General features: G+C 68.1%; 20 protein-coding genes and 3 tRNA genes. 18 read left to right on the forward strand and 5 right to left on the reverse strand.

Annotated features, from left to right (window positions below; genetic code table 11):
- Positions 1-73: 73 nt before the first annotated feature.
- A complete protein-coding gene (gene xcpQ, locus AC1RB9_RS09455) occupies positions 74-2,050 on the reverse strand; it encodes a GspD family T2SS secretin variant XcpQ (protein ID WP_003103536.1) in 1,977 nt (658 codons plus the stop codon).
- 4 nt (positions 2,051-2,054) lie between these two features.
- Entirely contained in the window at positions 2,055-2,762 is a 708-nt protein-coding gene (gene xcpP, locus AC1RB9_RS09460) for a type II secretion system protein N (RefSeq protein WP_003119750.1), read from the reverse strand.
- A 219-nt stretch (positions 2,763-2,981) separates the two neighbouring features.
- Between xcpP and xcpR the strand changes: the two genes are divergently transcribed.
- The 12 genes from xcpR to AC1RB9_RS09520 all read left to right on the forward strand — a co-directional run bounded on the left by xcpR (position 2,982) and on the right by AC1RB9_RS09520 (position 10,946).
- Positions 2,982-4,490, forward strand: coding sequence for a GspE family T2SS ATPase variant XcpR (xcpR, locus tag AC1RB9_RS09465; RefSeq protein WP_003091377.1), 1,509 nt, complete (start codon positions 2,982-2,984; stop codon positions 4,488-4,490).
- Positions 4,490-5,707 (forward strand): GspF family T2SS innner membrane protein variant XcpS, encoded by a 1,218-nt coding sequence (gene xcpS, locus AC1RB9_RS09470; protein ID WP_003091376.1) that lies wholly within the window; start codon positions 4,490-4,492, stop codon positions 5,705-5,707. The genes xcpR and xcpS overlap by 1 nt, the downstream gene beginning before the upstream one ends.
- Positions 5,708-5,711: 4 nt before the next feature.
- Positions 5,712-6,158, forward strand: coding sequence for a GspG family T2SS major pseudopilin variant XcpT (gene xcpT / locus AC1RB9_RS09475; RefSeq protein WP_003119751.1), 447 nt, complete (start codon positions 5,712-5,714; stop codon positions 6,156-6,158).
- 6 nt (positions 6,159-6,164) lie between these two features.
- Positions 6,165-6,683 carry a GspH family T2SS minor pseudopilin variant XcpU gene (xcpU, locus tag AC1RB9_RS09480; RefSeq protein WP_003103530.1) on the forward strand — a complete coding sequence of 173 codons (519 nt, stop codon included), beginning with the start codon at positions 6,165-6,167 and terminating at the stop codon, positions 6,681-6,683.
- Complete coding sequence (gene xcpV / locus AC1RB9_RS09485) at positions 6,680-7,069, forward strand: GspI family T2SS minor pseudopilin variant XcpV (protein WP_003103528.1); 390 nt, start codon at positions 6,680-6,682, stop codon at positions 7,067-7,069. Before xcpU ends, xcpV begins: the two co-directional genes overlap by 4 nt.
- Positions 7,066-7,779, forward strand: a complete 714-nt coding sequence (xcpW, locus tag AC1RB9_RS09490; protein WP_003110067.1) for a GspJ family T2SS minor pseudopilin variant XcpW — start codon at positions 7,066-7,068, stop codon at positions 7,777-7,779. The genes xcpV and xcpW overlap by 4 nt, the downstream gene beginning before the upstream one ends.
- Positions 7,776-8,777, forward strand: a complete 1,002-nt coding sequence (gene xcpX, locus AC1RB9_RS09495) for a GspK family T2SS minor pseudopilin variant XcpX (RefSeq protein ID WP_003103524.1) — start codon at positions 7,776-7,778, stop codon at positions 8,775-8,777. The genes xcpW and xcpX overlap by 4 nt, the downstream gene beginning before the upstream one ends.
- Positions 8,774-9,922, forward strand: coding sequence for a GspL family type II secretion system protein XcpY (gene xcpY / locus AC1RB9_RS09500; protein WP_003452546.1), 1,149 nt, complete (start codon positions 8,774-8,776; stop codon positions 9,920-9,922). The genes xcpX and xcpY overlap by 4 nt, the downstream gene beginning before the upstream one ends.
- Position 9,923: 1 nt before the next feature.
- Positions 9,924-10,448, forward strand: coding sequence for a GspM family type II secretion system protein XcpZ (gene xcpZ, locus AC1RB9_RS09505; RefSeq protein WP_003091369.1), 525 nt, complete (start codon positions 9,924-9,926; stop codon positions 10,446-10,448).
- A gap of 138 nt (positions 10,449-10,586) precedes the next feature.
- Positions 10,587-10,662, forward strand: a tRNA-Val gene (locus AC1RB9_RS09510).
- 16 nt (positions 10,663-10,678) lie between these two features.
- A tRNA-Asp gene (locus tag AC1RB9_RS09515) sits at positions 10,679-10,755 on the forward strand.
- A gap of 114 nt (positions 10,756-10,869) precedes the next feature.
- Positions 10,870-10,946, forward strand: a tRNA-Asp gene (locus tag AC1RB9_RS09520).
- Between the two features lie 287 nt (positions 10,947-11,233).
- Here the strand turns inward: AC1RB9_RS09520 and AC1RB9_RS09525 are convergent.
- Both AC1RB9_RS09525 and AC1RB9_RS09530 read right to left on the reverse strand, forming a co-directional pair.
- Positions 11,234-12,271 carry an AraC family transcriptional regulator gene (locus AC1RB9_RS09525; RefSeq protein ID WP_003103517.1) on the reverse strand — a complete coding sequence of 346 codons (1,038 nt, stop codon included), beginning with the start codon at positions 12,269-12,271 and terminating at the stop codon, positions 11,234-11,236.
- Positions 12,268-13,386 (reverse strand): carbon-nitrogen hydrolase family protein, encoded by a 1,119-nt coding sequence (locus tag AC1RB9_RS09530; protein WP_003119757.1) that lies wholly within the window; start codon positions 13,384-13,386, stop codon positions 12,268-12,270. Before AC1RB9_RS09530 ends, AC1RB9_RS09525 begins: the two co-directional genes overlap by 4 nt.
- A gap of 214 nt (positions 13,387-13,600) precedes the next feature.
- Here AC1RB9_RS09530 and AC1RB9_RS09535 point away from each other — a divergent pair, with 214 nt between their 5' ends.
- The 3 genes from AC1RB9_RS09535 (at position 13,601) to AC1RB9_RS09545 (ending at position 18,353) form a co-directional block, all read left to right on the forward strand.
- On the forward strand, positions 13,601-15,640 hold the full coding sequence (locus AC1RB9_RS09535) for an NADPH-dependent 2,4-dienoyl-CoA reductase (RefSeq protein ID WP_003103513.1): 2,040 nt from the start codon (positions 13,601-13,603) through the stop codon (positions 15,638-15,640).
- A gap of 336 nt (positions 15,641-15,976) precedes the next feature.
- The gene (locus AC1RB9_RS09540) at positions 15,977-17,416 is read left to right on the forward strand and encodes a hypothetical protein (RefSeq protein WP_003119759.1); all 1,440 of its coding nucleotides are present in this window, start codon (positions 15,977-15,979) and stop codon (positions 17,414-17,416) included.
- Between the two features lie 37 nt (positions 17,417-17,453).
- Complete coding sequence (locus tag AC1RB9_RS09545) at positions 17,454-18,353, forward strand: 1-aminocyclopropane-1-carboxylate deaminase/D-cysteine desulfhydrase (RefSeq protein ID WP_003452544.1); 900 nt, start codon at positions 17,454-17,456, stop codon at positions 18,351-18,353.
- Here AC1RB9_RS09545 and AC1RB9_RS09550 read toward each other — a convergent pair whose 3' ends face one another.
- The gene (locus AC1RB9_RS09550) at positions 18,354-19,319 is read right to left on the reverse strand and encodes a DUF1853 family protein (RefSeq protein ID WP_003091344.1); all 966 of its coding nucleotides are present in this window, start codon (positions 19,317-19,319) and stop codon (positions 18,354-18,356) included.
- Between the two features lie 124 nt (positions 19,320-19,443).
- On the opposite strand from AC1RB9_RS09550, the gene AC1RB9_RS09555 reads away from it, so the two are divergent.
- Genes AC1RB9_RS09555 through AC1RB9_RS09565 form a run of 3 tightly spaced genes read left to right on the forward strand, consistent with a single transcriptional unit; the run spans position 19,444 to position 22,168 of the window.
- On the forward strand, positions 19,444-20,331 hold the full coding sequence (locus tag AC1RB9_RS09555; RefSeq protein ID WP_003091343.1) for an NAD(+) kinase: 888 nt from the start codon (positions 19,444-19,446) through the stop codon (positions 20,329-20,331).
- Positions 20,331-21,311 (forward strand): metallophosphoesterase, encoded by a 981-nt coding sequence (locus tag AC1RB9_RS09560; protein ID WP_003091336.1) that lies wholly within the window; start codon positions 20,331-20,333, stop codon positions 21,309-21,311. The genes AC1RB9_RS09555 and AC1RB9_RS09560 overlap by 1 nt, the downstream gene beginning before the upstream one ends.
- Positions 21,308-22,168, forward strand: coding sequence for a rhomboid family intramembrane serine protease (locus AC1RB9_RS09565; protein ID WP_003104987.1), 861 nt, complete (start codon positions 21,308-21,310; stop codon positions 22,166-22,168). Before AC1RB9_RS09560 ends, AC1RB9_RS09565 begins: the two co-directional genes overlap by 4 nt.
- Positions 22,169-22,191 lie beyond the last annotated feature (23 nt).

The raw sequence follows: 22,191 nt of genomic DNA on the forward strand, positions 1-22,191 counted from the left end.
TGCGGAAAAGGCGCTGTTCCGAAAGGAGCAGCGCCTTTTTTTCGTATGAGGCCGCCTTGCCGGTATGGCGCCGTTATTCCGTCTTCAGTTCGCGCAGATCGACGGCCTGTCCATCGAACAACTGGTTGGCGTTGGTCGGCAGGATGCTGGGTCGTCCCTCCGGGCCGCGAGTGCCGTCGATGACCCGGATGTCGCTGTATTTCTTGCCCGAGAGCGCGGCGAGACCGGCGCTGTCGCGGACCACCGTAGGACGCAGGAAGACCATCAGGTTGCGCTTGGTGTGGGTGTCCTTGGTGGAACGGAACAGGCGACCGAGCAATGGGATGTCCCCGAGCAGGGGAACCTTCGACTCGGCTTGGGAAACGTCGTCCTGGATCAGGCCGCCGATCACGATCACCTGGCCGTTCTCGGCGAGGATGGTGCTCTTGATCGAGCGCTTGCTGGTGATCAGGTCGGTATTGTTGCGCTGCTGGGCGTTGGGCAGCAGGGCCGAGATCTCCTGCTCGATCTCCAGGCGCAGGGCCGCGCCGTCGTTGATGTGCGGAGTGACCTTGAGGCTGACGCCGATATCCTTGCGCTCCACGGTGGTGAACGGGTTGCTCGAACCTTCGCTGTTGGTGGTGTAGGAGCCGGTCTGGAACGGTACGTTCTGGCCGACCAGAATCTCCGCTTTCTGGTTGTCCAGGGTCAACAGGCTCGGGGTCGACAGCAGGTTGCTCTTGGTGTTGGCCGAGAGCGCGGTGACCAGCGCGCCGAAGCTGCTGCTGCCGATGCCGACGATGGCGCCGTCGGGGATGGATTCCGGTGCCTTGTTGCTCTCGAGCGATTGCAGCAGGGTGCCGATGGACAGTCCGGTATTGGCGAAGTTGGTCTTGGTTCCGCCCATGCCGCCCTTGTTGATCGCCCATTGCACGCCGACGGCATCCTGGATGTCGCCGGAGATCTCGACGATGGCCGCTTCCACCAATACCTGGGCACGCGGCACGTCGAGCTGGCGAACGATGTCTTCGAGAGCGTTGACCGTGTCCGGGTCGGCCAGCAGGACCAGGGCGTTGGTGCTTTCGTCGGCACGGATGAGGATGTTGCTCGGTCGGCCGCCGCCGGTCTGTTCGCCGCCCTGGCCGCCGTTGTTCTTCATGCCTTCGGAAATCTGGCCGAGGGTTTCCGCGAGGGTCTTGGCGTCGTTGTGGCGCAGGCGGATCACCCGGGTATTGGCCGAGCGCGCGGTCGGGGTGTCCAGCGATTGCGCCAGTTGCACCAGCTTGGCGCGCGCCTGCGGCGGGCCGAGGATGATCAGGCGGTTGGTGCGCGCGTCGGCGATCACCTGGGCGCCCGCCGCGCCCTTGGCCTGGCCGCGGCTCATGGCGTTGTTGAGCACCTCGGCGGCGTCCATCACCCAGCCGTAGCGCAGGTTGATCACGCTGTAGTCGTGGCTGCCCTTCTGGTCGAGCTGGCGGATCACGTCTTCGATTCGCGCGATATTGGCGCTGCGGTCGCTGATGATCAGCGCGTTGGCCGAGGGCACCGCGGCGAGGTGGCCATATTGTGGGACCAGCGGACGGATCAGCGGGATGAGTTCCGATACCGGGCTCTGCTGCACCTGGATCACCCGCGTCTCCAGGCGATCCGGCGCGCTCTGGCCGCCGCCGGCCTCGGTCTTGGCCTCGGCGTTGGGCACGATGCGCGCCTGGTCGCCCTGGGCAACCACGGTGAAGCCGTGGGTGCTCATCACCGAGAGGAACAACTGGTAGACCTCGCTCAACGAGAGCTGGGCCTTGGAGACCACGCTGACCTGGCCCTTGACCCGCGGGTCGACGACGAAGGTCTCGCCGGTGATTTCGGAAATCTGGTCGATGAATTCGCGGATGTCGGCATCCTTGAGGTTGATCGTCCAGTGCGCCTCCTGCTGGTTGCCGGCGGGGACGAAGGCGTTCCCGCCGCTGTTTTCGGCGTGCGCCGCCTGGATGCCGAGGGCCAGGCTGAGAAGGACGGCGGGAACGTACGAACGACTGGAAGGGGCAAACAGGGCGCGGAGCAAAGGCTGGGACATCGGGTCAGTCGCTTTCCGTAGGCGTGGTCGTGGGCTCGCTCGAGTCTTCTTCGGCGGGTTCTGCGATGGGCGTGGCTTCCATCTGCTGGCGCAAGGCGTCCAGGCGCTCGCGCAATGCTGCAGCGTTCTCATCCTGCAGGCTTTGCAGTTGTTCGATCGAGTCGTTCTCGCTTGTAATGTCGTCCGCGCTGGCCAGCAGTCCCCCGGAACGGTGCGGGAAGGGCAGGCTTTCCAGGCGCCCGCCGCGCTGCAGTTCGACGCGGTCGCGGTAGACCGCGTGCAGCTTCACGCCGTCGCTGATCTCGCCGCCGACCGCGTAGCGGTGCGGCTTGTCGCCCTGGCGCTGGATGATCGCGCTGGACAGCTTGGGATCGCTCTGGACGAAGCTGCCCTTGAGCACCAGGTCGAGGTTGGTGGCCGGTGGCGGGGCGTTGGGGTCCTGGGCGCTGGTGCCGAAGAGGCGCGCCAGGCGGGTCGGATCGCTGCGGATCGACTCGTGGCTGACCGGCGAGGCGGCGACGGCTACCGGGCTGCGTTGCAGGCGCAACCAGCCGGCCGCCTGCCAGGCGAGGCTGATGCTCATGGCGATGATCAGGGCAACAGCCAGAAGGGCCGGGGCGTACCGCTGCAGCCAGCGGGAAGAGGCGCCGGAGAAAGGCAATACATCACTCCTGGTCTTTATCGTTATGTCTGAAGATCGCCGAGGGATCATAGCAGTTCGTTGCCAGTAGGCTACCTACTTCTATCAATAGGTGTGACTGGCCGGGCCAGGCACGCTTGTGCTTAAGATAACGGCTCGCCAGGATACTTCTGCAAGAGGAACTCGGGATCGGCCGCACAAAACGACTAACAACTAACAATACTGACGGTAACCGTTCAGTGGTCATATACGACCAAGATACTTCTGTAAGGTTACCGCTATAAGGCATCCATGATGACAGCCCCATTACCCGACATCGCCGCGCCGGCCGCACCGCCACGGCGTCTGCCGTTCAGCTTCGCCAAGCGCCAGGGCCTGCTGTTCCTGTGCCTGGAGGAGCAGTACTGGCTGGCCTGCCGGCCGCAGGTGGAGCTGGCGGCGATCGCCGAGGCGCAGCGCTTCGCCGGCCGCCGCCTGCCGCTCAAGGCGCTCGGCGAGGACGCCTTCAACCAGGCCCTGGCGGCCTCCTACCAGCACGACTCCTCGGCGGCCATGCAGCTCGCCGAGGACCTCGGCGGCAGCCTGGACCTCGCCGCGCTGGCCGACCAGGTCCCGGAAACCGAGGACCTGATGGAGCAGGAGGACGACGCGCCGATCATACGCCTGATCAACGCGATCCTCGGCGAGGCGATCCGCGAGAACGCCTCGGACATCCACCTGGAAACCTTCGAGAAACGCCTGGTGGTGCGCTTCCGCGTCGACGGCGTGCTGCGCGAGGTGCTGGAGCCCAAGCGCGAGCTGGCGGCCCTGCTGGTATCGCGGATCAAGGTCATGGCGCGGCTGGACATCGCCGAGAAGCGTATTCCCCAGGATGGGCGGATTTCCCTGCGGGTCGGCGGGCGCGAGGTGGACATCCGCGTCTCGACCCTGCCCTCGGCCAACGGCGAACGGGTGGTGCTGCGTCTGCTCGACAAGCAGGCCGGGCGCCTGAACCTGCAGCACCTGGGCATGAGCGAGCGCGACCGCAAGCTGATGGACGAAACGGTGCGCAAGCCGCACGGCATCCTGCTGGTCACCGGCCCCACCGGCTCGGGCAAGACCACCACCCTGTACGCCAGCCTGACCACGCTCAACGACCGCACGCGGAACATCCTCACCGTCGAGGATCCGATCGAATATCACCTGGAGGGCATCGGCCAGACCCAGGTCAACGCCAAGGTCGACATGACCTTCGCCCGCGGCCTGCGGGCGATCCTCCGGCAGGACCCGGACGTGGTGATGGTCGGCGAGATCCGCGACCGGGAGACCGCCGAGATCGCGGTGCAGGCTTCGCTGACCGGCCACCTGGTGCTCTCGACCCTGCACACCAACAGCGCCATCGGCGCGATCACCCGCCTGGTGGACATGGGCATCGAGCCGTTCCTGCTGTCCTCCTCCATGCTTGGCGTGCTGGCCCAGCGCCTGGTGCGGGTGCTCTGCCCGGCGTGCAAGGAGCCCTACCGGGCCGACGAGGCCGAGTGCGCGCTGCTCGGCGTCGATCCCGCCGCGCCGCCGACCCTGCATCGCGCCCGCGGCTGCGGCGAGTGCCACCAGCATGGCTATCGCGGGCGTACCGGTATCTATGAACTGGTGGTGTTCGACGACCACATGCGCTCGCTGATCCACAACGAATCCTCCGAGCAGGAAATGACCCGGCATGCCCGCACCAGCGGACCAAGCATCCGCGACGACGGTCGGCGCAAGGTGCTGGAAGGCGTCACTACGGTCGAGGAAGTCCTGCGCGTGACCCGGGAAGAATAATGGCCGCCTTCGAATACCTCGCCCTCGACCCCAGCGGTCGCCAGCAGAAGGGCGTGCTGGAGGCGGACAGCGCGCGCCAGGTCCGCCAGTTGCTGCGCGAGCGCCAATTGGCGCCGCTCGACGTGAAGCCCACCCGTACCCGCGAGCAGAGCGGGCAGGGCGGGCGCCTGACGTTCGCCCGCGGACTGTCCGCGCGCGACCTGGCATTGGTGACCCGGCAACTGGCGACCCTGGTCCAGGCCGCGTTGCCGATCGAGGAGGCGCTGCGCGCCGCCGCGGCGCAGTCCACCTCGCAGCGCATCCAGTCGATGCTTCTCGCGGTGCGCGCCAAGGTCCTCGAAGGCCATAGCCTGGCCGGCAGCCTGCGCGAGTTTCCCACCGCCTTTCCCGAGCTGTACCGGGCGACTGTGGCTGCCGGCGAGCATGCCGGGCACCTCGGCCCGGTGCTGGAGCAACTTGCCGACTACACCGAGCAGCGCCAGCAGTCGCGGCAGAAGATCCAGCTGGCGCTGCTCTATCCGGTGATCCTGATGGTCGCTTCGCTGGCCATCGTCGGCTTCCTGCTGGGCTACGTGGTGCCCGACGTGGTCCGGGTGTTCATCGACAGCGGGCAGACCCTGCCACTGTTGACCCGCGTGCTGATCGGCGTCAGCGACTGGGTCAAGGCCTGGGGCGCGCTGGCCTTCGTCGCGGCGATCGGCGGGGTGATCGGCTTCCGCTACGCGCTGCGCAAGGATGCCTTTCGCGAGCGCTGGCATGGCTTCCTGCTGCGCGTGCCGCTGGTCGGTCGGCTGGTGCGTTCCACCGACACCGCGCGCTTCGCCTCGACCCTGGCGATCCTCACCCGCAGCGGCGTGCCGCTGGTGGAGGCGCTGGCGATCGCCGCCGAGGTGATCGCCAACCGGATCATCCGCAACGAAGTGGTCAAGGCCGCGCAGAAGGTCCGCGAGGGCGCTAGCCTGACCCGCTCGCTGGAAGCCACCGGACAGTTCCCGCCGATGATGCTGCACATGATCGCCAGCGGCGAGCGCTCCGGCGAGCTGGACCAGATGCTGGCGCGCACCGCGCGCAACCAGGAGAACGACCTGGCGGCGCAGATCGGCCTGATGGTCGGCCTGTTCGAACCGTTCATGCTGATATTCATGGGCGCGGTGGTGCTGGTCATCGTCCTGGCCATTCTTCTTCCGATCCTTTCTCTCAACCAACTCGTGGGGTAATCGCGTGAATCAGAGCCGCCCATTGCAGCGTCGCCAACAGTCGGGCTTCACCCTGATCGAAATCATGGTCGTGGTGGTAATCCTCGGCATCCTCGCCGCCCTGGTGGTGCCGCAGGTGATGAGCCGTCCCGACCAGGCCAAGGTCACCGTGGCCAAGGGCGACATCAAGGCCATCGCTGCCGCGCTGGACATGTACAAGCTGGACAACTTCGCCTATCCGAGCACCCAGCAGGGCCTCGAGGCGCTGGTGAAGAAGCCCACCGGCAATCCGCAGCCGAAGAACTGGAACAAGGACGGCTACCTGAAGAAGCTGCCGGTCGATCCGTGGGGCAATCCCTACCAGTACCTGGCGCCGGGCACCAAGGGCCCGTTCGACCTGTATTCGCTGGGCGCCGACGGCAAGGAAGGCGGCAGCGACAACGACGCCGACATCGGCAACTGGGACAACTGACCGGACATGCGGGCTTCGCGCGGCTTCACCCTCATCGAGCTGATGGTGGTGATGGTCATCATCAGCGTGCTGATCGGCCTGGCGGTGCTCAGCACCGGCTTCGCCAGCACCTCGCGGGAGCTGGACAGCGAGGCCGAGCGGCTCGCCGGGCTGATCGGCGTGCTGACCGACGAGGCCGTGCTGGACAACCGCGAGTACGGCCTGCGCCTGGAGCGCGATGCCTACCAGGTACTGCGCTACGACGAAGCGAAGGCGCGCTGGTTGCCGGTGGCGCGCGACAGCCACCGCCTGCCGGAGTGGGCGGAGCTGACCTTCGAGCTGGACGGCCAGCCGCTGGTGCTGGCCGGCAGCAAGGGCGAGAAGGAGCAGAAGAAAGGCACCGACCAGCCGCAATTGCTGATCCTCTCCAGTGGCGAACTCAGTCCGTTCCGCCTGCGCCTGGCCGAGCGCGGACCCGAGGGGCGGGCGTTGTCGCTGAGCAGCGACGGTTTCCGCCTGCCACGGGTCGAGGTGGCGCGGCGATGAAGCGCGCGCGTGGTTTCACCCTGCTGGAAGTGCTGGTGGCCCTGGCGATTTTCGCCATGGTCGCGGCCAGCGTGCTCAGTGCCAGCGCGCGCAGCCTGCAGAACGCCTCGCGGCTGGAAGACAAGACCCTGGCGATGTGGATCGCCGACAACCGTCTCAACGAATTGCAACTGGAACAGACGCCGCCCTCCAGCGGCCGCAACCAGGGCGAGCTGGAGTTCGCCGGGCGTCGCTGGGAGTGGCGCACCCAGGTCGACAGCACCGCCGAGCAGGATATGCGGCGGGTGATCGTCTGGGTCGCGGCGAAGCCCCTCGGCCGCGAGCGTGGCAGCATCGAGGAACGCGCCGCGGCGCGCCTCGTCGGTTTCCTCGGGAGCCAGCCATGAGGCTACAGCGGGGCTTCACCCTGCTCGAGCTGCTGATCGCCATCGCCATCTTCGCCCTGCTGGCCCTGGCCACCTACCGCATGTTCGACAGCGTGATGCAGACCGACCAGGCGACTCGCGTGCAGGAGCAGCGCATGCGCGAGCTGGTGCGGGCGATGGGCGCCCTGGAGCGCGACCTGACCCAGGCGGTCGAACGTCCGGTACGCGACGAACTGGGCGATAACCGTGGCGCCTTCCTCAGCGAGGGCGAGAACGACCAGATCGTCGAATTCACCCGTGGCGGCTGGCGCAACCCGCTCGGCCAGGCGCGCTCGCGCCTGCAGCGGGTGCGCTGGTCGCTGTCCGGGGAGACCCTCGAACGCCGCTACTGGCTGGTTCTGGACCGCGCCCAGGACAGCAAGCCACGGGTGCAGCAGGTGCTGGACGGGGTTACCGCGCTGAGCTGGCGCTTCCTCGACAAGGAGCACAACTGGCAGGGCCACTGGCCGACCGACGAAGGCAGCGAGGAGGAACGCCTGGAAAGCCTGCCGCTGGCGGTGGAGATGACCCTGGAGCACCGCCACTACGGCAAGCTGGTGCGCGTCTGGCGTCTGCTCGATCCGCCGCTCAAGCAGGACCAGCCGCAGGGCCAGCCGGGCGGCGAGAATGGCGAGAACGGCGAGGGCGGAGTGCCGCAGCCGCCGGAAGGCATGCCGGGGGCGCCGGAATGAGGCGCGGGCAGAACGGCGTCGCGCTGATCACCGTGCTGCTGGTGGTGGCGGTGGTGACCATCGTCTGCGCCGGGCTGATCATCCGCCAGCAGTTGGCGATACGCAGCAGCGCCAACCAGTTGCACGTGCGCCAGGCCTGGCACTATGCGCTGGGCGGCGAACGCCTGGCGGAAGCGGTGCTGCGCCGCGACCTGCGCCAGGGCGGCGAGAATACCCGCGAGCCGGTGGACCACCTGGGCGAGGCCTGGGCTCGACCGATGACGCCGTTCAAGCTGGACGACGGCGGCGAGCTGCGGGTGCGGATCGAGGACCCCAGCGGGCGTTTCAATCTCAACGGACTGGTGCGCAAGCGCAAGGTCAAGCCGGATTCGGTGAAGCAGTTCCGTCGCCTGCTGGCCACCCTGGGGATGAAGGAAGAGATCGTCCAGGGCTTGCCGGACCGGCTGGCCGACTGGCTCGACGCCGACCAGAATCCGCAGGGCGAGCAAGGCGCCGAGGACAACCAGTACCTGCTGGAGGCGCCGGCCTACCGCGCCGCCAACCGCAGTTTCAAGGACGTGTCCGAGCTGCGCCTGCTGAAATTGTCGGAAGCCGACTATCGACGCCTGCTGCCGTTCGTCAGCGCCTTGCCCGAAGATGCGCCGCTGAACGTGAACACTGCCAGCGTGCCGGTGCTGGCCGCCATGTTCGAGATCGATCCGGGACAGGCGGAAAACATCGTGGACGCCCGCGGTCGGGAAGGTTTCCAGAGCAAGGACGATTTCACCAAGCATCTGACCCAGTTGGGTTCGAAGACCGGAAACGTCAGTTATGCCGTCGGCACCCGCTACTTCCAGGTGATCAGCGAGGTCAGCCTGGGCGACCGCCGGCAGGTGCTGGTGAGTACCTTGCAGCGGGGCAAGGACGGCAAGATACGCGTGATGGCCCGCGACATGGGGCAGGGCGGCCTGCCCATCCCGTCGACGGGCGGCGACGATTGGAAGAAGGACGAGCGATGAGTGGAGTGAGTGCGCTGTTCCTGCCGCCCGCCAGCACGGCGGGGGCCGATGGGGAACTGGCGGTATGGTGGGTGCAGGATGGCGAGTGCCGGCGCGCGCCGTTCGCCCAGGCGCTGGCGGAGATTCGCGCGCCCTGGCGGCTGTACCTGCCGGTGGAGGCGGTGACCGCCTGCGCGGTGAACCTGCCTACACAGAAGGCGCGCTGGTTGCGCCAGTCGCTGCCGTTCGCGGTGGAGGAACAACTGGCCGACGATGTCGAGCAGATACACCTTGCCCTTGGGCCGGCGCTGGCCGACGGCCGCCACCGGGTATTCGCCGTGCAGCGCACCTGGCTTGCCGCCTGGCTGGCGCTGGCCGAGGGCGCGGGCAAGGCGCCGGCTTCGCTGCATGTCGATGCCGATTGCCTGCCGGGCGAGGGCAGTTGCCTGTTCTGGCTGGAAGAGCGCTGGTTGCTCGGCGGCAGCGGCGCCGTACGCCTGGCCTGCGGCAGCGAGGATTGGCCGGTACTGCGCGACAGTTGCCCGCCGCCGCAGCGGGCCTTCGCCGCGCAGGAGGTGGCGCCCCCGGAGGGAGTGGAAGTCCAGCCCCTGGCGGGCAATCCGCACGTCTGGCTGAGCGAGCAGCCGCTGGGCACCGACCTGGCCCAGGCCGAGTTCGCCGCGCGCCAGCAGAGCAGCCAGTGGCGCCGCTGGCGGCCGCTGCTGGGGTTGGTCGGGCTGTGGCTGGTGTTGCAATGGGGCTTCACCCTGGTCCAGGCCTGGCAGTTGCAGCGCGAAGGCGACCGCTACGCGGCGCAGAGCGCAGAGCTCTACCGCCAGTTGTTTCCCGAGGACCGCAAGCTGATCAACCTGCGCGCGCAGTTCGACCAGCACCTGGCCGACAGCGCCAGCAGCGGCGGCGAGGGCCAGTTGCTCGGCCTGCTTGGCCAGGCCGCCACGGTGATCGGCGGCGAGCCGACGGTGAGCGTCGAGCAACTGGACTTCAGCGCCGCTCGCGGCGACGTCGCCCTCCAGGTGCGGGCTCCCGGTTTCGACGTGCTGGAACGGCTGCGTTCGCGTCTCAGCGAGTCCGGGCTGGCGGTGCAGCTGGGTTCGGCCAGCCGCGATGGCTCGACGGTCAGCGCGCGCCTGGTGATAGGAGGTTGAGATGAAGGTGATGACGCAATTCCACGAGCGCCTCAGGGCCCAGGCGGAAACCTCGCAGCTGGCGATCCGCTGGCGCGGGCTGCCGGCGCGGGACCGCCTGGCGCTGCTCTGGCTCGGCGCGTTCCTCCTGCTGGTGGTGCTTTACCTGGCGCTGTGGCGCCCGGCCGAGCGCCATCTGCAGTCGGCGCGGCAGTACTTCACCGAACAGCGCGCGCTGCATGCCTACATCCAGCAGCAGGCGCCCAACGTGCGCCAGGCCGATGCCGCGGCGCCACAGGCGCAGATCGACCCGGCGGCGCTGCAGGGCATGGTCACGGCTTCGGCGGCCCAGGCCGGACTGAGTGTCGAGCGCCTCGACAACGAAGGCGAGGGCGCCGTGCAGGTGGCCCTGCAGCCGGCGCCATTCGCCAAGCTGCTGCCCTGGCTGGAGCAGTTGAACGGGCAGGGCGTGCAGGTGGCGGAGGCCGGCCTGGACCGCCAGGTCGACGGCCGGGTCTCGGCGCGCCTGAGCCTGCGGGTCGAGTGAGCGGCCCGTGGCTGGGCCCGGCCTGGGCCCCGGCGCCGACCGTGGCGACAGGCGATCGCCGAAATTTCAAAAAAAATTCAATCAGGGCATTGACTTAGGTTTTTCGGTCGGTAGAATGCGCCCCACTTCGAGAGTGAAGGGTGATTAGCTCAGCTGGGAGAGCATCTGCCTTACAAGCAGAGGGTCGGCGGTTCGATCCCGTCATCACCCACCAATCTCGCAAGTTACGCGCAGCGGTAGTTCAGTCGGTTAGAATACCGGCCTGTCACGCCGGGGGTCGCGGGTTCGAGTCCCGTCCGCTGCGCCATTCACTTCCCCTCCCGAGTTCACCACCCCGAACTCGCCGTCTTCCACCAGAAGGCGGGCAGCCTGGCTGCAACGAGAGGAAGTCGCTTTACCGGGCATCTTGCCCAGCCGACGCGCAGCGGTAGTTCAGTCGGTTAGAATACCGGCCTGTCACGCCGGGGGTCGCGGGTTCGAGTCCCGTCCGCTGCGCCATACATCTTCACCACGCCGAGGCGGGGTGAGCCACGAAGAAAGCGGCCAATGGCCGCTTTTTTCGTTTCCGTCGTCCCCTGCGCCTTCCGTTTTCTCCTTGTTTGCCGGATTTCCTGCTCCGTCGGTCCGCGCGCGGTAATCCCGCTGTCATCTTCCTCGTCTACAGCTGAAAGACACAGACGAACGAAAGGTGATCCGCGATGGACGACTACCAGGAAGAACTGCTGGAGCAGCATGCCGCCGAATGCGATCTGCCAGAGCCGGCGGACGACGCCACCGAGATGTGATCAGGCGCTCTGTCGCTGGGCGCGGCGGAATTCGCCGGGCGTCTGCCCGCTCCAGCGCTTGAAGGCGCGCTGGAAGGCTTCCGCCGAGGCGAAGCCGAGCAGGTAGGCGATTTCGCCGAAAGCCAGGTCGGTCTCGCGGATGTAGACCATCGCCAGGTCGCGGCGGGTGTCGTTGAGGATGCTGCGGAACTGGGTGCCTTCCTCGGCCAGCTTGCGCCGCAGGGTCCAGGTCGGCAACTTGAGGCGCGCGGCGATTTCCTCGAGGTCCGGTTCGCGACCATTGAGCATCGGCCCCAGCAGGCGGCTGACGCGCTCGCGCCAACTGCGGGTGCGGGTCAACTGCTCCAGTTCGCGGTTGCAGAGTTCCAGCATCTGGCTCCAGGTGCTCGGACAGTGCTCGGCATTCGCCAGGGCCAGGCTGGCCTGGCTCAGGCGCAACTGGTTGGTCGGCGCGCCGAATTCCACCGGGCAGCCGAAGAATGCCTCGTAGCGCTCGGCCCAAGGCGGCGCTGGATATTCGATCTCCACCCGCTCCGCTTTCAACGGCTGCCTTGCCAGGGCGCCGAGATGGCTGATCCAGCCTGCCAGCACCGAATCGACGACGAAGCGGTTATAGGCGTTATAAGGGCTGATCGAATAGAAGCGCAGCCAGGCGCCGCCGGCGTCTTCCACCAGGCTCGACTGGCCCCGGTAGTTCTGCGCGTAAAGCGGTTCCAGGTGGATCATTGCCCGCGCGGCGGCGCGCAGGTTGGGCGCCTGGGCGACGCTGACGCCGGCCAGGCCCATCTGTCCGAGACGGCTCAGGCGGCCCATCTGCAGGCCAAGGGCGGGGTCGCCGCTGAGCTGTATGGCGGCATGGCCGAGGCGCATGTAGCGAGGGATCGACAGGCGCGCCCCGGGTTCGGCCAGGCGCCGCTGGTCGAGGCCGTACTGCTCGAGCAGTGCTGCGGGCTCGACGCCGGCGGCGAGCAGGGCGTCGGCCAGCGCCTGGACGAAGCCGACCGAGAGGTCGCCGAGGCGAACCCGGGGCGCGCTCATAGCCAGAGATTGACCAGTTGCGCACCGCCGCCGGGATTGGCCTGGCGCATGCCCTGCGACGAACCGAGCAGGCTCTGGCCGTCTTCGGTGACGTTCCACAGGCGGCTATGGGCGAAGGCCACGGCGGCGCCGCGCGCACCGCTGGCCAGCAGGCGCTCGCCGACCGCCAGGTGCTGCCAGGCCTCGGCGTTGCTCAGGCTGTTCGGCGCCAGGCGTACGTCGCCGGGAACCAGCTCCGCATCGAAGCCGGGCCAGGGCTGCTGCCAGCGACCGCTCTGGTTCAGGGCGGCGGGGATCGCCAGCAGTTCGACGCGCTGTTCGACCAGGGTGGCGTAGGTGTCCGGGTACCAGCTGTCGGTGCCGATCAGCACGCCCAGGCGTCCTGCCGGCGTATCCAGCACCTGCAGGCGCTCGCCGCGACCGTTGTTGAGGTAGCTCAGTTCGTGGCGGGTCGGGAACACCTTGCGTTGCGGCTGGCCGAGCGGCCGGCCGTCGGGACCGAAGGTCAGGCTGACGTTGTACAGCTGGCCGGTGCCGGGACGCAGCTCGCCGTCCTCGACCTCGGGGTCGGGCAGGACGATGGAGCCGGCGACCACCGTCACCTTGAAATCATGGGCGAGCCCGCCGAACAGGGTCTGGTAGTCGTGGGCCATGTCCACCGCCTTCATCCGGAACAGGGTGTCGGTGAGACGCTGATCGCCGCGCGCGGTGATCCAGCCGCGCGCCACCTTCAGTGGGTTGCTCGCGGCCATCCAGTCCATCGCCGTGGGCCAGTCGGCAGCGGCGTAGACCTCGGGCTTCTCGCCGCTGGCCACCAGCCAGGTGCCGACATGCTCGGGGAACACCACCACCGTGCGCTCGTTGAGCAGGCCCTGGCGGCGGGCATTTTCCAGGTAGGCGTGGAATTTCAGTTGCAACCGTTCGGCGCTCTGGTAGTCCGGCGTGAACAGTTCCGGCTGGACCGCCAGCAGGTTGCCGCGCTCGCCGGGCTGGCCCTGGACCACGCTGACCTGGCTGCGCAGGTCGGACAGGTAGTGGCCTACCGGGCGGCGTTCGGCCCAGCCGGCGTAGGCGGCGAAGAGGGTGATGAGGATCAGGAAGATCAGCTTGCGCATGCGGGTCTCCAAGGCAGCCCACAGGGTAGGGGAGTGGCGTCGGCTTGCCAAGCATCCCTGTGCATTCCGATCAGTAACTTGTCATTTAGGATCATTGAGCGCTCCGGTGGCGCTCCTTAGAGTCGTCGCCATACCGACCGCTGCCCGTCCCGCGCATTGCGCCCGAGGCCGCGGCATATCCGTGAACGCGTTTCGCCCGATGTGGAGACCCCCGATGACCGCCGCCGTTCCCTATCCGCACCTGCTCGCCCCGTTGGACCTCGGCTTCACCACCCTGCGCAACCGCACCCTGATGGGGTCCATGCACACTGGCCTGGAAGAGAAGCCGCAGGGCTTCGAGCGCATGGCGGCGTACTTCGCCGAACGCGCCCGCGGTGGCGTCGGCCTGATGGTCACCGGCGGCATCGGCCCGAACGAGGAGGGCGGCGTGTATTCCGGCGCGGCCAAGCTGAGCACGCCGGAAGAGGCGGAGAAGCACAGGATCGTGACCCAGGCGGTGCATGAGGCGGGTGGCAAGATCTGCATGCAGATCCTGCATGCCGGCCGCTACGCCTACAGTCCGAAGCAGGTGGCGCCGAGCGCGATCCAGGCGCCGATCAATCCGTTCAAGCCCAAGGAACTCGACGAGGAAGGCATCGAGAAGCAGATCGCCGACTTCGTCAACTGCGCCAGCCTGGCCCAGGTCGCCGGCTACGACGGCGTCGAGATCATGGGATCGGAAGGCTACTTCATCAACCAGTTCCTCGTGCAGCACACCAACCAGCGCACCGACCGCTGGGGCGGCAGCTACGAGAACCGCATGCGCCTGCCGGTGGAGATCGTCCGCCGGGTGCGCGAGGCGGTGGGGCCGAACTTCATCATCATCTATCGCCTGTCGATGCTCGACCTGGTCGAGGGCGGCAGCAGCTGGGACGAGATCGTGCTGCTGGCGAAGGCCGTCGAGAAGGCCGGCGCGACCCTGATCAATACCGGCATCGGCTGGCACGAGGCGCGCATCCCGACCATCGCCACCAAGGTACCGCGCGCGGCCTTCACCAAGGTCACCGCCAAGCTGCGCGGCGAGGTCGGCATCCCGCTGATCACCACCAACCGCATCAACACTCCCGAGGTGGCGGAGAAGGTCCTGGCCGAGGGCGATGCCGACATGGTCTCCATGGCCCGGCCGTTCCTCGCCGACCCGGATTTCGTCAACAAGGCCGCCGCCGGCCACGCCGAACGGATCAACACCTGTATCGGCTGCAACCAGGCCTGCCTCGACCACACCTTCGGCGGCAAGCTGACCAGTTGCCTGGTCAACCCGCGCGCCTGCCACGAAACCGAGCTGAACTACATCCCCACCACCAGGCCGAAGAAGATCGCCGTGGTCGGCGCCGGCCCGGCCGGCCTGGCCGCCGCCACCGTGGCCGCCGAGCGTGGGCACCGGGTCAGCCTGTTCGACGCCGCCGGCGAGATCGGCGGGCAGTTCAACGTGGCCAAGCGGGTTCCCGGCAAGGAAGAGTTCCACGAGACCCTGCGCTACTTCCGCAACAAGCTGGAGAGCACCGGTGTCGAACTGCACCTGAACCGCCGGGTCGACGTGGACGACCTGGTCGCGGGCGGCTACGACGAGATCGTCCTCGCCACCGGCATCGTTCCGCGCACACCGGCGATCCCCGGCATCGAGCATCCGAAGGTGATCAGCTACCTGGATGCGATCCTCGAGCGCAAGCCAGTGGGTGGCAAGGTGGCGGTGATCGGCGCCGGCGGCATCGGCTTCGACGTCTCCGAATTCATCACCCATGCCGGTCCGTCCACCAGCCTGGAGCGCGAGGCGTTCTGGAAGGAGTGGGGGATCGATACTCGCCTGGAAGCCCGCGGCGGCATCGCCGGGGTCAAGGCCGAGGTGCATCCGGCGGCGCGCCAGGTGTTCCTCCTGCAACGCAAGAAGAGCAAGGTCGGCGACGGCCTCGGCAAGACCACCGGCTGGATCCATCGCGCCGGCCTGAAGAACAAGCAGGTGCAGATGGTGAATGCCGTGGAGTATCTCGGGATCGACGACGCCGGCCTGCATATCCGCGTTGCCGAGGGCGAGCCGCAGGTGCTGCCGGTGGATACCGTGATCGTCTGCGCCGGCCAGGACCCGCTGCGCGAGTTGCAGGACGGCCTGCTGGCGGCCGGCCAGAGCGTGCACCTGATCGGTGGCGCCGACGTCGCCGCCGAGCTGGATGCCAAGCGCGCCATCAACCAGGGTTCGCGCCTGGCCGCCGAACTCTGAGAGCCTTTCCGCGATCTGTTGCGTAGCGGAGAAACTGCGTTGAAAACGGCTTTTCTCCAGCTCGCACAGGTTCTGCGTATCGCCCCTGTCCGCCCTCGTCGGCGCGGCGGGGCGCTGTGCACCGGTTCGGTGAACGGTGGCGCTCTGCCACGGTGATCTCCGTCCGCTCAAAACCCGACCGCTTCACAATTTCCCCTACCGCTCGGCGGGCCGTCCGGCATCGCCCGGGTGTCTGCCAACCCAGTCACATTGCCCGCGACATTTTTTCCCCTAGACTTGCCCGAACAACGAGATAGCGCCTGTTTTTCAGGTGACATGCCAGATGGGTACTGCCGGATGCGGGCCGCCTCGCCAGGCGTTCGAGGGTTAGCGATGAGCATGCAGAAAAAGCCACAGATGGCGGAGGCCGTGCTGTTCTTCAACGACAGCGGCGTCTGCAAGGAAATGCTGTATCCCGAATTCGAGGCGCTGCTCGATGGCCTGGTGCGCATGCCGGAATACGCCGACCGGCAGATGCACCTGGCCTATGTGTTGATCAATCCGCGCCTGCAGGCGCGGGCGGCGGTGTTCTTCTATCTCGATTTCGACGAGCAGGGCGGCGCCGACACCGGCTGGAACCTGCCTCTGCGCAACCTCGCCGAACGCGCCGGACGCGGCCCCGACATGGGCGGCGGGCCGATCCGCCTGGCCTGTCGCAGCCAGTGCCCGGTGTCCTGGCACCAGATGCACCTCTGGGACCCGGAGAGCAGCGCCGGACGCAACCATTTCGTGCTCATCCGCGACGCGCTCAGGCGCAACCAGCTGGGCCTGCTGGTGGACGAAGAGCCTGCCGCGGTGGAGCCGCAGCGGCTGCAGATGGCCGCCGAAGAGCAATGGTACGCCGCCGGTCCCGCCGCCCCGAAGGCACCGCCCGCGGAGCCTCCGCGCAAGCAGGAGGACGAGCAGACGGCGCGCCTGGCGCAACTGGTCAAGCAGCAGCGACAACAGCTCGCCGCCCTGGCCCGGCAGCAGGAGCAGCGCCTGGCCGGGCTCGCCCGGCAGCACGAAGAGGAACTGGCCAGGCGCGAACAGGACGCCCGCGGGCAACTGGACATCCTGCGCAGCGAAGTGCTCAGCCTGCAACAGGCCCTGGAACGGCAGGCGCGGGAGAACGCCGAATTGCAGCAGCGTCTGCTGGAGCAGGGCGAGCAGTTCCAGCGCAACCGCGAGGAACTGACCCGGCAACTGCGTTTCATCGAGAACCAGGGGCGCAACGAGACCGACCTGCTGCGCTCGGAGTTCGCCGACGAACTGGAGGCTCGGGTGGCGGCGGCGGTGGCCGGCTACAAGGAGCAGGTCTCGATCCGCGACGTCGAACTGGCCTACCGCAACGAGCTGGACCAGCAACTGGAGCAGGAACTGGCCGAGCTGCGCGCCGAGCGCGACCGTCTGGCCGCCCAGGGGCCGGAGCAACTGCTAGAGCGTCTATCCGGCCAGGGCGTGGTATTCGTCGCCTACCATCCCGGCGCCGGGCACCTGACCATCCCCTTGCAGGACATCCCGCGTTACCAGGACAATCCGCTGGCCTACGCGGCGGCCAAGTGCTTCGTCTCCGAGAGCCAGTACCGCCAGTGGCTGGACCACTTCCAGCAGCCGCGCTGCGAGGCGCTGCTGCCCGGCGGCGAACGCTGCAACCTGCCGCTCGACCGGGTCGACAACCCGGCGCGCTTCGTCGCCGGCGACACCAACTGCTGCGCCCGGCACAAGACCACGGGGCGCCTGCGCACCGTGAGCTGACTTCTTGCCGTTTCCCCACTGGTCACCGCATACACCCTTGCAGCGTCTCGAACTCGACTGGCTGCAACGGGCCGGGGTCGAACTGGCGCTGCTGCGCCTGGACCAGGCCGATCCGCTGATCTCCGGCAACAAGGGGTTCAAGCTCGCGCCACACCTGGCGCTGGCCCGCGAGCAGGGGCTGGACGGCCTGATCAGCCTCGGCGGCGCCCACTCCAACCACCTGCACGCGCTGGCCGGCGCCGGCGCGCGTTTCGATTTCCGTTGCGTCGGCCTGTTGCGCGGACACGAAGTCGATACGCCGACGGTGCGCGACCTGCGCAGTCTCGGCATGGAACTGCACTGGCTCGGCTACGGTGGCTATCGCCAGCGGCATGCCGCCGGCTTCTGGCTTCCCTGGCGGGAACGTTACCCAGGTTTGCTGCCGGTCGCCGAGGGCGGTGGCGGGCTGCTGGGCGCGCGCGGTTGCATCGGACTGGTGGAGCGCATAGCGACCCAGTTGCCGACGCTCGGCTGGGACGATTACGACGCGATCTGGGTGGCCGCCGGTACCGGTACGACACTGGCCGGCCTGGTGCTCGGCGAGGCTGGGCGGCATCCCGTGGTGGGCGCGCTGGCGGTGCCGGAGGACCACGGCGTCGCCGCCCAGGTCGCGGCGACCCTTGCCGAGGCGGGCTGGGCCGATACCGGCTATCGCCTGCTGGACGCCAGCCGTGGCGGTTTCGCCTGTCTCGATGGGAGGTTGGCGCGGTTCATCGTCGAGTTCGAGACGGCCAGCGGCGTCGCCCTCGAACCGCTGTACACCGGCAAACTGCTGCTCGCCCTGCGCGAGGCCGTGGAGAGCGGCGCGGTGGCTCGCGGCAGCCGGCTGGTGGCGCTGCACAGCGGAGGCCTGCAGGGCCGCCGGGCATTGCAGGAGCGTTTGCTGGCGTTGCTCTGATCAGGCATCCGCGGCCTGGCGCGCGCTACCCCACAGGCTGAGCCCCGGTGGCCAGTCGTCGCTGGCCAGGAACAGGCGCTCGGCCTCTACCCAGTAGCCGTCGCGCGGCACCACCCTTACCAGCATTTGCGGACGTGCCTCGTCGGCGAAGGCGATGTTCCAGCAAGCGCCGTCGCGCGGTGGGTCGAGCGGGTCCTGCCGCCGCATGGCCGGCGCCAGCCAGTGCTCGCGCGACAGATGCAGCCAATGCTGCCCGGCCTGCGGTCCGGCCAGGCTGGCCAGGTACGCCGGCCAGTCGCGCTGGCGGAGCCAGCGGCCACGCAGATGCCGTGGCTCGATGTCGGCGGGCAGGCTGCCCGGCCCGGGCCAGGGATGGAACAGGTAGCCGCTCAGCCACAATGCGGAAACGGCCGATTCGGCGCCATGGGCGGCCAGCACCTGGCGACCCTCGCGGGTCGCCGCCAGCGGCAACTGGTGTCGGCAGAGGTGTTCCAGCTTGCGTGACAGGCGGTCCTGGCCGCCGGGCCCGAGCCAGTCGCCGGGGCCGGACTGGGGCCCCAGGTAGAGTTTGATCGCCAGTTCCAGGTGGTGGATGCCGTCGTCGTCCCGCAGCAGCAGGTCGAGTTCGCCAAGGGTATGCCCGCCGTCGCGCACCGGCAGGTTGGCGGCGATCAGGCGCACGTCCGGGGCTTGTTCCAGGGCGAATTGCCAGAGATGTTCGTAGTACAGGCCGAGACGCTGCCGTGGCCATTGCGCGAGCCAGGCGGCGAGGTGCTGCGGCTGTCGCTCCTGTTCGCGCAACCAGGCGGCCAGGCGCTCCGGTTCCTGGCGCCAGCGGCTGGCGGCGAGCGGATGGCGCTGCGGCTCCGGGGTCCGGCGCAGCAACGGCGGGGCGAGCAGGGTCCAGGCCAGGTCGCGGACGGCCGGGTGGCGCAATTCGTCGAGCAATTCGGTCAGCAGCGTCATACCCAGAGGTTAGCCGGGTTGCGCCACTCGCGGCGATTTCCCGTACATGCGCGGGTTTGCCGCTGTCCGCGGCTTTCGCCCATAATCCGCTCTATCCCGCCCGCCAGCTTTTCGCAGGAACCGCATGGAACCCTTTCGCAATATCGGCATCATCGGCCGCCTCGGCAGCACCCAGGTGCTGGACACCATTCGCCGGCTGAAGAAATTCCTGATCGATCGCCACCTGCATGTGATCCTCGAGGACACCATCGCCGAAGTCCTGCCCGGACACGGCCTGCAGACCTGCTCGCGGAAGATCATGGGCGAGATCTGCGACCTGGTGGTGGTGGTCGGCGGCGATGGCAGCATGCTCGGCGCGGCCCGCGCGCTGGCCCGGCACAAGGTGCCGGTGCTGGGGATCAACCGCGGCAGCCTGGGCTTCCTCACCGACATCCGCCCGGATGAACTGGAGGCCAAGGTCGGCGAGGTGCTGGACGGCCAGTACATCGTCGAGAGCCGCTTCCTCCTCGATGCCCAGGTGCGTCGCGGTATCGACTCGATGGGGCAGGGCGATGCGCTCAACGACGTGGTCCTGCACCCGGGCAAGTCGACCCGGATGATCGAGTTCGAGCTGTATATCGACGGCCAGTTCGTCTGCAGCCAGAAGGCCGACGGCCTGATCGTCGCCACGCCCACCGGTTCCACCGCCTACGCGCTGTCCGCCGGCGGTCCGATCATGCATCCGAAGCTGGATGCCATCGTCATCGTGCCGATGTACCCGCACATGCTTTCCAGCCGCCCGATCGTGGTGGACGGCAACAGCGAGCTGAAGATCGTCGTGTCGCCGAACATGCAGATCTACCCGCAGGTCTCCTGCGACGGGCAGAACCATTTCACCTGCGCCCCCGGCGATACCGTGACGATCAGCAAGAAGCCGCAGAAGCTGCGCCTGATCCACCCCATCGACCACAACTACTACGAGATCTGCCGGACCAAGCTCGGCTGGGGCAGCCGCCTGGGCGGAGGCGACTGATGCAACTCGACCCCGGACGTGGCTACGACCTGATCGGCGATGTCCACGGCTGCGCGCATACCCTGGACCGCCTCCTCGACCTGCTCGGCTACCGCCTGCAGGGCGGCGTCTGGCGCCATCCGCGGCGCCAGGCGCTGTTCCTCGGCGACATCGTCGACCGCGGCCCGCGCATCCGCGAGGCCCTGCACCGGGTGCACGCGATGGTCGACGCCGGCGAGGCGCTGTGCATCATGGGCAACCACGAATTCAACGCGCTCGGCTGGAGCACCCCGGCGGCGCCCGGCAGCGGCCGCCAGTACGTCCGCGAGCATACGCCGCGGCATGCCCGGCTGATCAAGGAGACCCTCGAGCAGTTCGAGGGCCACGACGCCGACTGGCGCGACTTCCTCGGCTGGTTCCAGCAACTGCCGCTGTTCCTCGATGCCGGGCGCTTCCGCATGGTCCATGCCTGCTGGGACGGCGAGCTGATCGCGACCCTGCGCCGGCAGTTCCCCGACGGGCGGATCAGCGAAGCCTTCCTGCAGGAGTCGGCGGAGCCCGGCAGCTTCGCCGACCTGGCCTGCAACCGTCTGCTGCGCGGCACCGACATGCGCCTGCCGCACGGTGCCACCCTGACCAGCAGCGATGGCTATACGCGCGCCTTCTTCCGCACCAAGTTCTGGGTCGAGGACGAGGCGCCGCGCACCTACGGCGATATCGTCTTCCAGCCCGACGCGTTGCCCGAAGCGATCGCCCGCGAGCCGCTCAGCGAGGAGCAGAAGTCCAGCCTGCTGACCTACGGCGCCGACGAACCGCTGTTGTTCGTCGGCCACTACTGGCGACGCGGCACGCCGGCGCCGATCCGGCCGAACCTGGCCTGCCTGGACTACAGCGCGGTGATGTACGGCAAGCTGGCGGCCTACCGCCTGGATGAGGAAACCCGCCTGGACCGGCACAAGTTCGTCTGGGTCGAAGTGAAGCGGCCGGAGGCTGACGAGTGAGCGCGGTGCAGGTCCTGAAGTTTCCCCTGTCGGTCGACCTGGCCGGCTTCGTCGGCCTGCTGCGGCGTCTGAACGTGCCGCACCGGGTCAGCGAGGAATCCGGCCAGCAGGTCCTCTGGGTGCCCGACGAGCGGCTCGCCGAGCAGGTCCGCGAGTTGTACCGGCGTTATCCCGAAGGCGATCCGCAGGCGACCCTGGAGGCCGCGCCGCGACCGGCGGGGCAGGGTTTCGTCCGGCAACTGCGGATGAGCCCGATGACCGCCGCGGTGTTGCTGCTGACCTTCGTCGTCGCCGCTGTCACCTACCTTGGCGACAACTTCGCGACGATGCGCTGGCTGACCTTCCAGGACTTCCGAATCCAGGGCCAGTACGCGCTGTTCACGCCGTTGGCCGAGAGCCTGGCGGCGGGTCAATGGTGGCGGCTGTTCACGCCGATGCTGATCCACTTCGGCTGGCTGCACCTGGCGATGAACGCCATGTGGTTCTGGGAGCTGGGCCGGCGCATCGAGTTCCGCCAGGGCCGCCCGATGCTGCTCGGCTTGACCCTGCTGTTCGGCCTGGTGTCCAACGTGGTGCAGTACGCGGTGAGCGGCGCCAGCCTGTTCGGCGGGTTGTCAGGGGTGCTCTATGGCCTGCTCGGGCACTGCTGGATCTTCCAGTACCTGGCGCCGAACCAGGCCTATCGCCTGCCCAGGGGCGTCGTGGCGATGATGCTGATCTGGCTGCTGGTGTGCCTGTCCGGGGTGATCGACCTGCTCGGTTTCGGCTCCATCGCCAACGGCGCGCACGTTGGCGGGTTGCTGGTCGGGTGCCTCAGCGGTTTGCTGGGCGGCCTGCTGGCGCGGCGTCGCCGTTGAGCGAGGGGCTGCGGCAGCTTCGA

The organism is Pseudomonas sp. 20-5, from assembly GCF_056782835.1.

Bases quoted from the DNA above. Each gene is read 5' to 3' on its own strand.
- xcpQ (WP_003103536.1), bottom strand. From the start codon at position 2,050: ATGTCCCAGCCTTTGCTCCGCGCCCTGTTTGCCCCTTCCAGTCGTTCG.
- xcpP (WP_003119750.1), bottom strand. From the start codon at position 2,762: ATGATCCCTCGGCGATCTTCAGACATAACGATAAAGACCAGGAGTGAT.
- xcpR (WP_003091377.1), top strand. From the start codon at position 2,982: ATGATGACAGCCCCATTACCCGACATCGCCGCGCCGGCCGCACCGCCA.
- xcpS (WP_003091376.1), top strand. From the start codon at position 4,490: ATGGCCGCCTTCGAATACCTCGCCCTCGACCCCAGCGGTCGCCAGCAG.
- xcpU (WP_003103530.1), top strand. From the start codon at position 6,165: ATGCGGGCTTCGCGCGGCTTCACCCTCATCGAGCTGATGGTGGTGATG.
- xcpV (WP_003103528.1), top strand. From the start codon at position 6,680: ATGAAGCGCGCGCGTGGTTTCACCCTGCTGGAAGTGCTGGTGGCCCTG.
- xcpW (WP_003110067.1), top strand. From the start codon at position 7,066: ATGAGGCTACAGCGGGGCTTCACCCTGCTCGAGCTGCTGATCGCCATC.
- xcpX (WP_003103524.1), top strand. From the start codon at position 7,776: ATGAGGCGCGGGCAGAACGGCGTCGCGCTGATCACCGTGCTGCTGGTG.
- xcpY (WP_003452546.1), top strand. From the start codon at position 8,774: ATGAGTGGAGTGAGTGCGCTGTTCCTGCCGCCCGCCAGCACGGCGGGG.
- xcpZ (WP_003091369.1), top strand. From the start codon at position 9,924: ATGAAGGTGATGACGCAATTCCACGAGCGCCTCAGGGCCCAGGCGGAA.
- AC1RB9_RS09525 (WP_003103517.1), bottom strand. From the start codon at position 12,271: ATGAGCGCGCCCCGGGTTCGCCTCGGCGACCTCTCGGTCGGCTTCGTC.
- AC1RB9_RS09530 (WP_003119757.1), bottom strand. From the start codon at position 13,386: ATGCGCAAGCTGATCTTCCTGATCCTCATCACCCTCTTCGCCGCCTAC.
- AC1RB9_RS09535 (WP_003103513.1), top strand. From the start codon at position 13,601: ATGACCGCCGCCGTTCCCTATCCGCACCTGCTCGCCCCGTTGGACCTC.
- AC1RB9_RS09540 (WP_003119759.1), top strand. From the start codon at position 15,977: ATGCGGGCCGCCTCGCCAGGCGTTCGAGGGTTAGCGATGAGCATGCAG.
- AC1RB9_RS09550 (WP_003091344.1), bottom strand. From the start codon at position 19,319: ATGACGCTGCTGACCGAATTGCTCGACGAATTGCGCCACCCGGCCGTC.
- AC1RB9_RS09555 (WP_003091343.1), top strand. From the start codon at position 19,444: ATGGAACCCTTTCGCAATATCGGCATCATCGGCCGCCTCGGCAGCACC.
- AC1RB9_RS09560 (WP_003091336.1), top strand. From the start codon at position 20,331: ATGCAACTCGACCCCGGACGTGGCTACGACCTGATCGGCGATGTCCAC.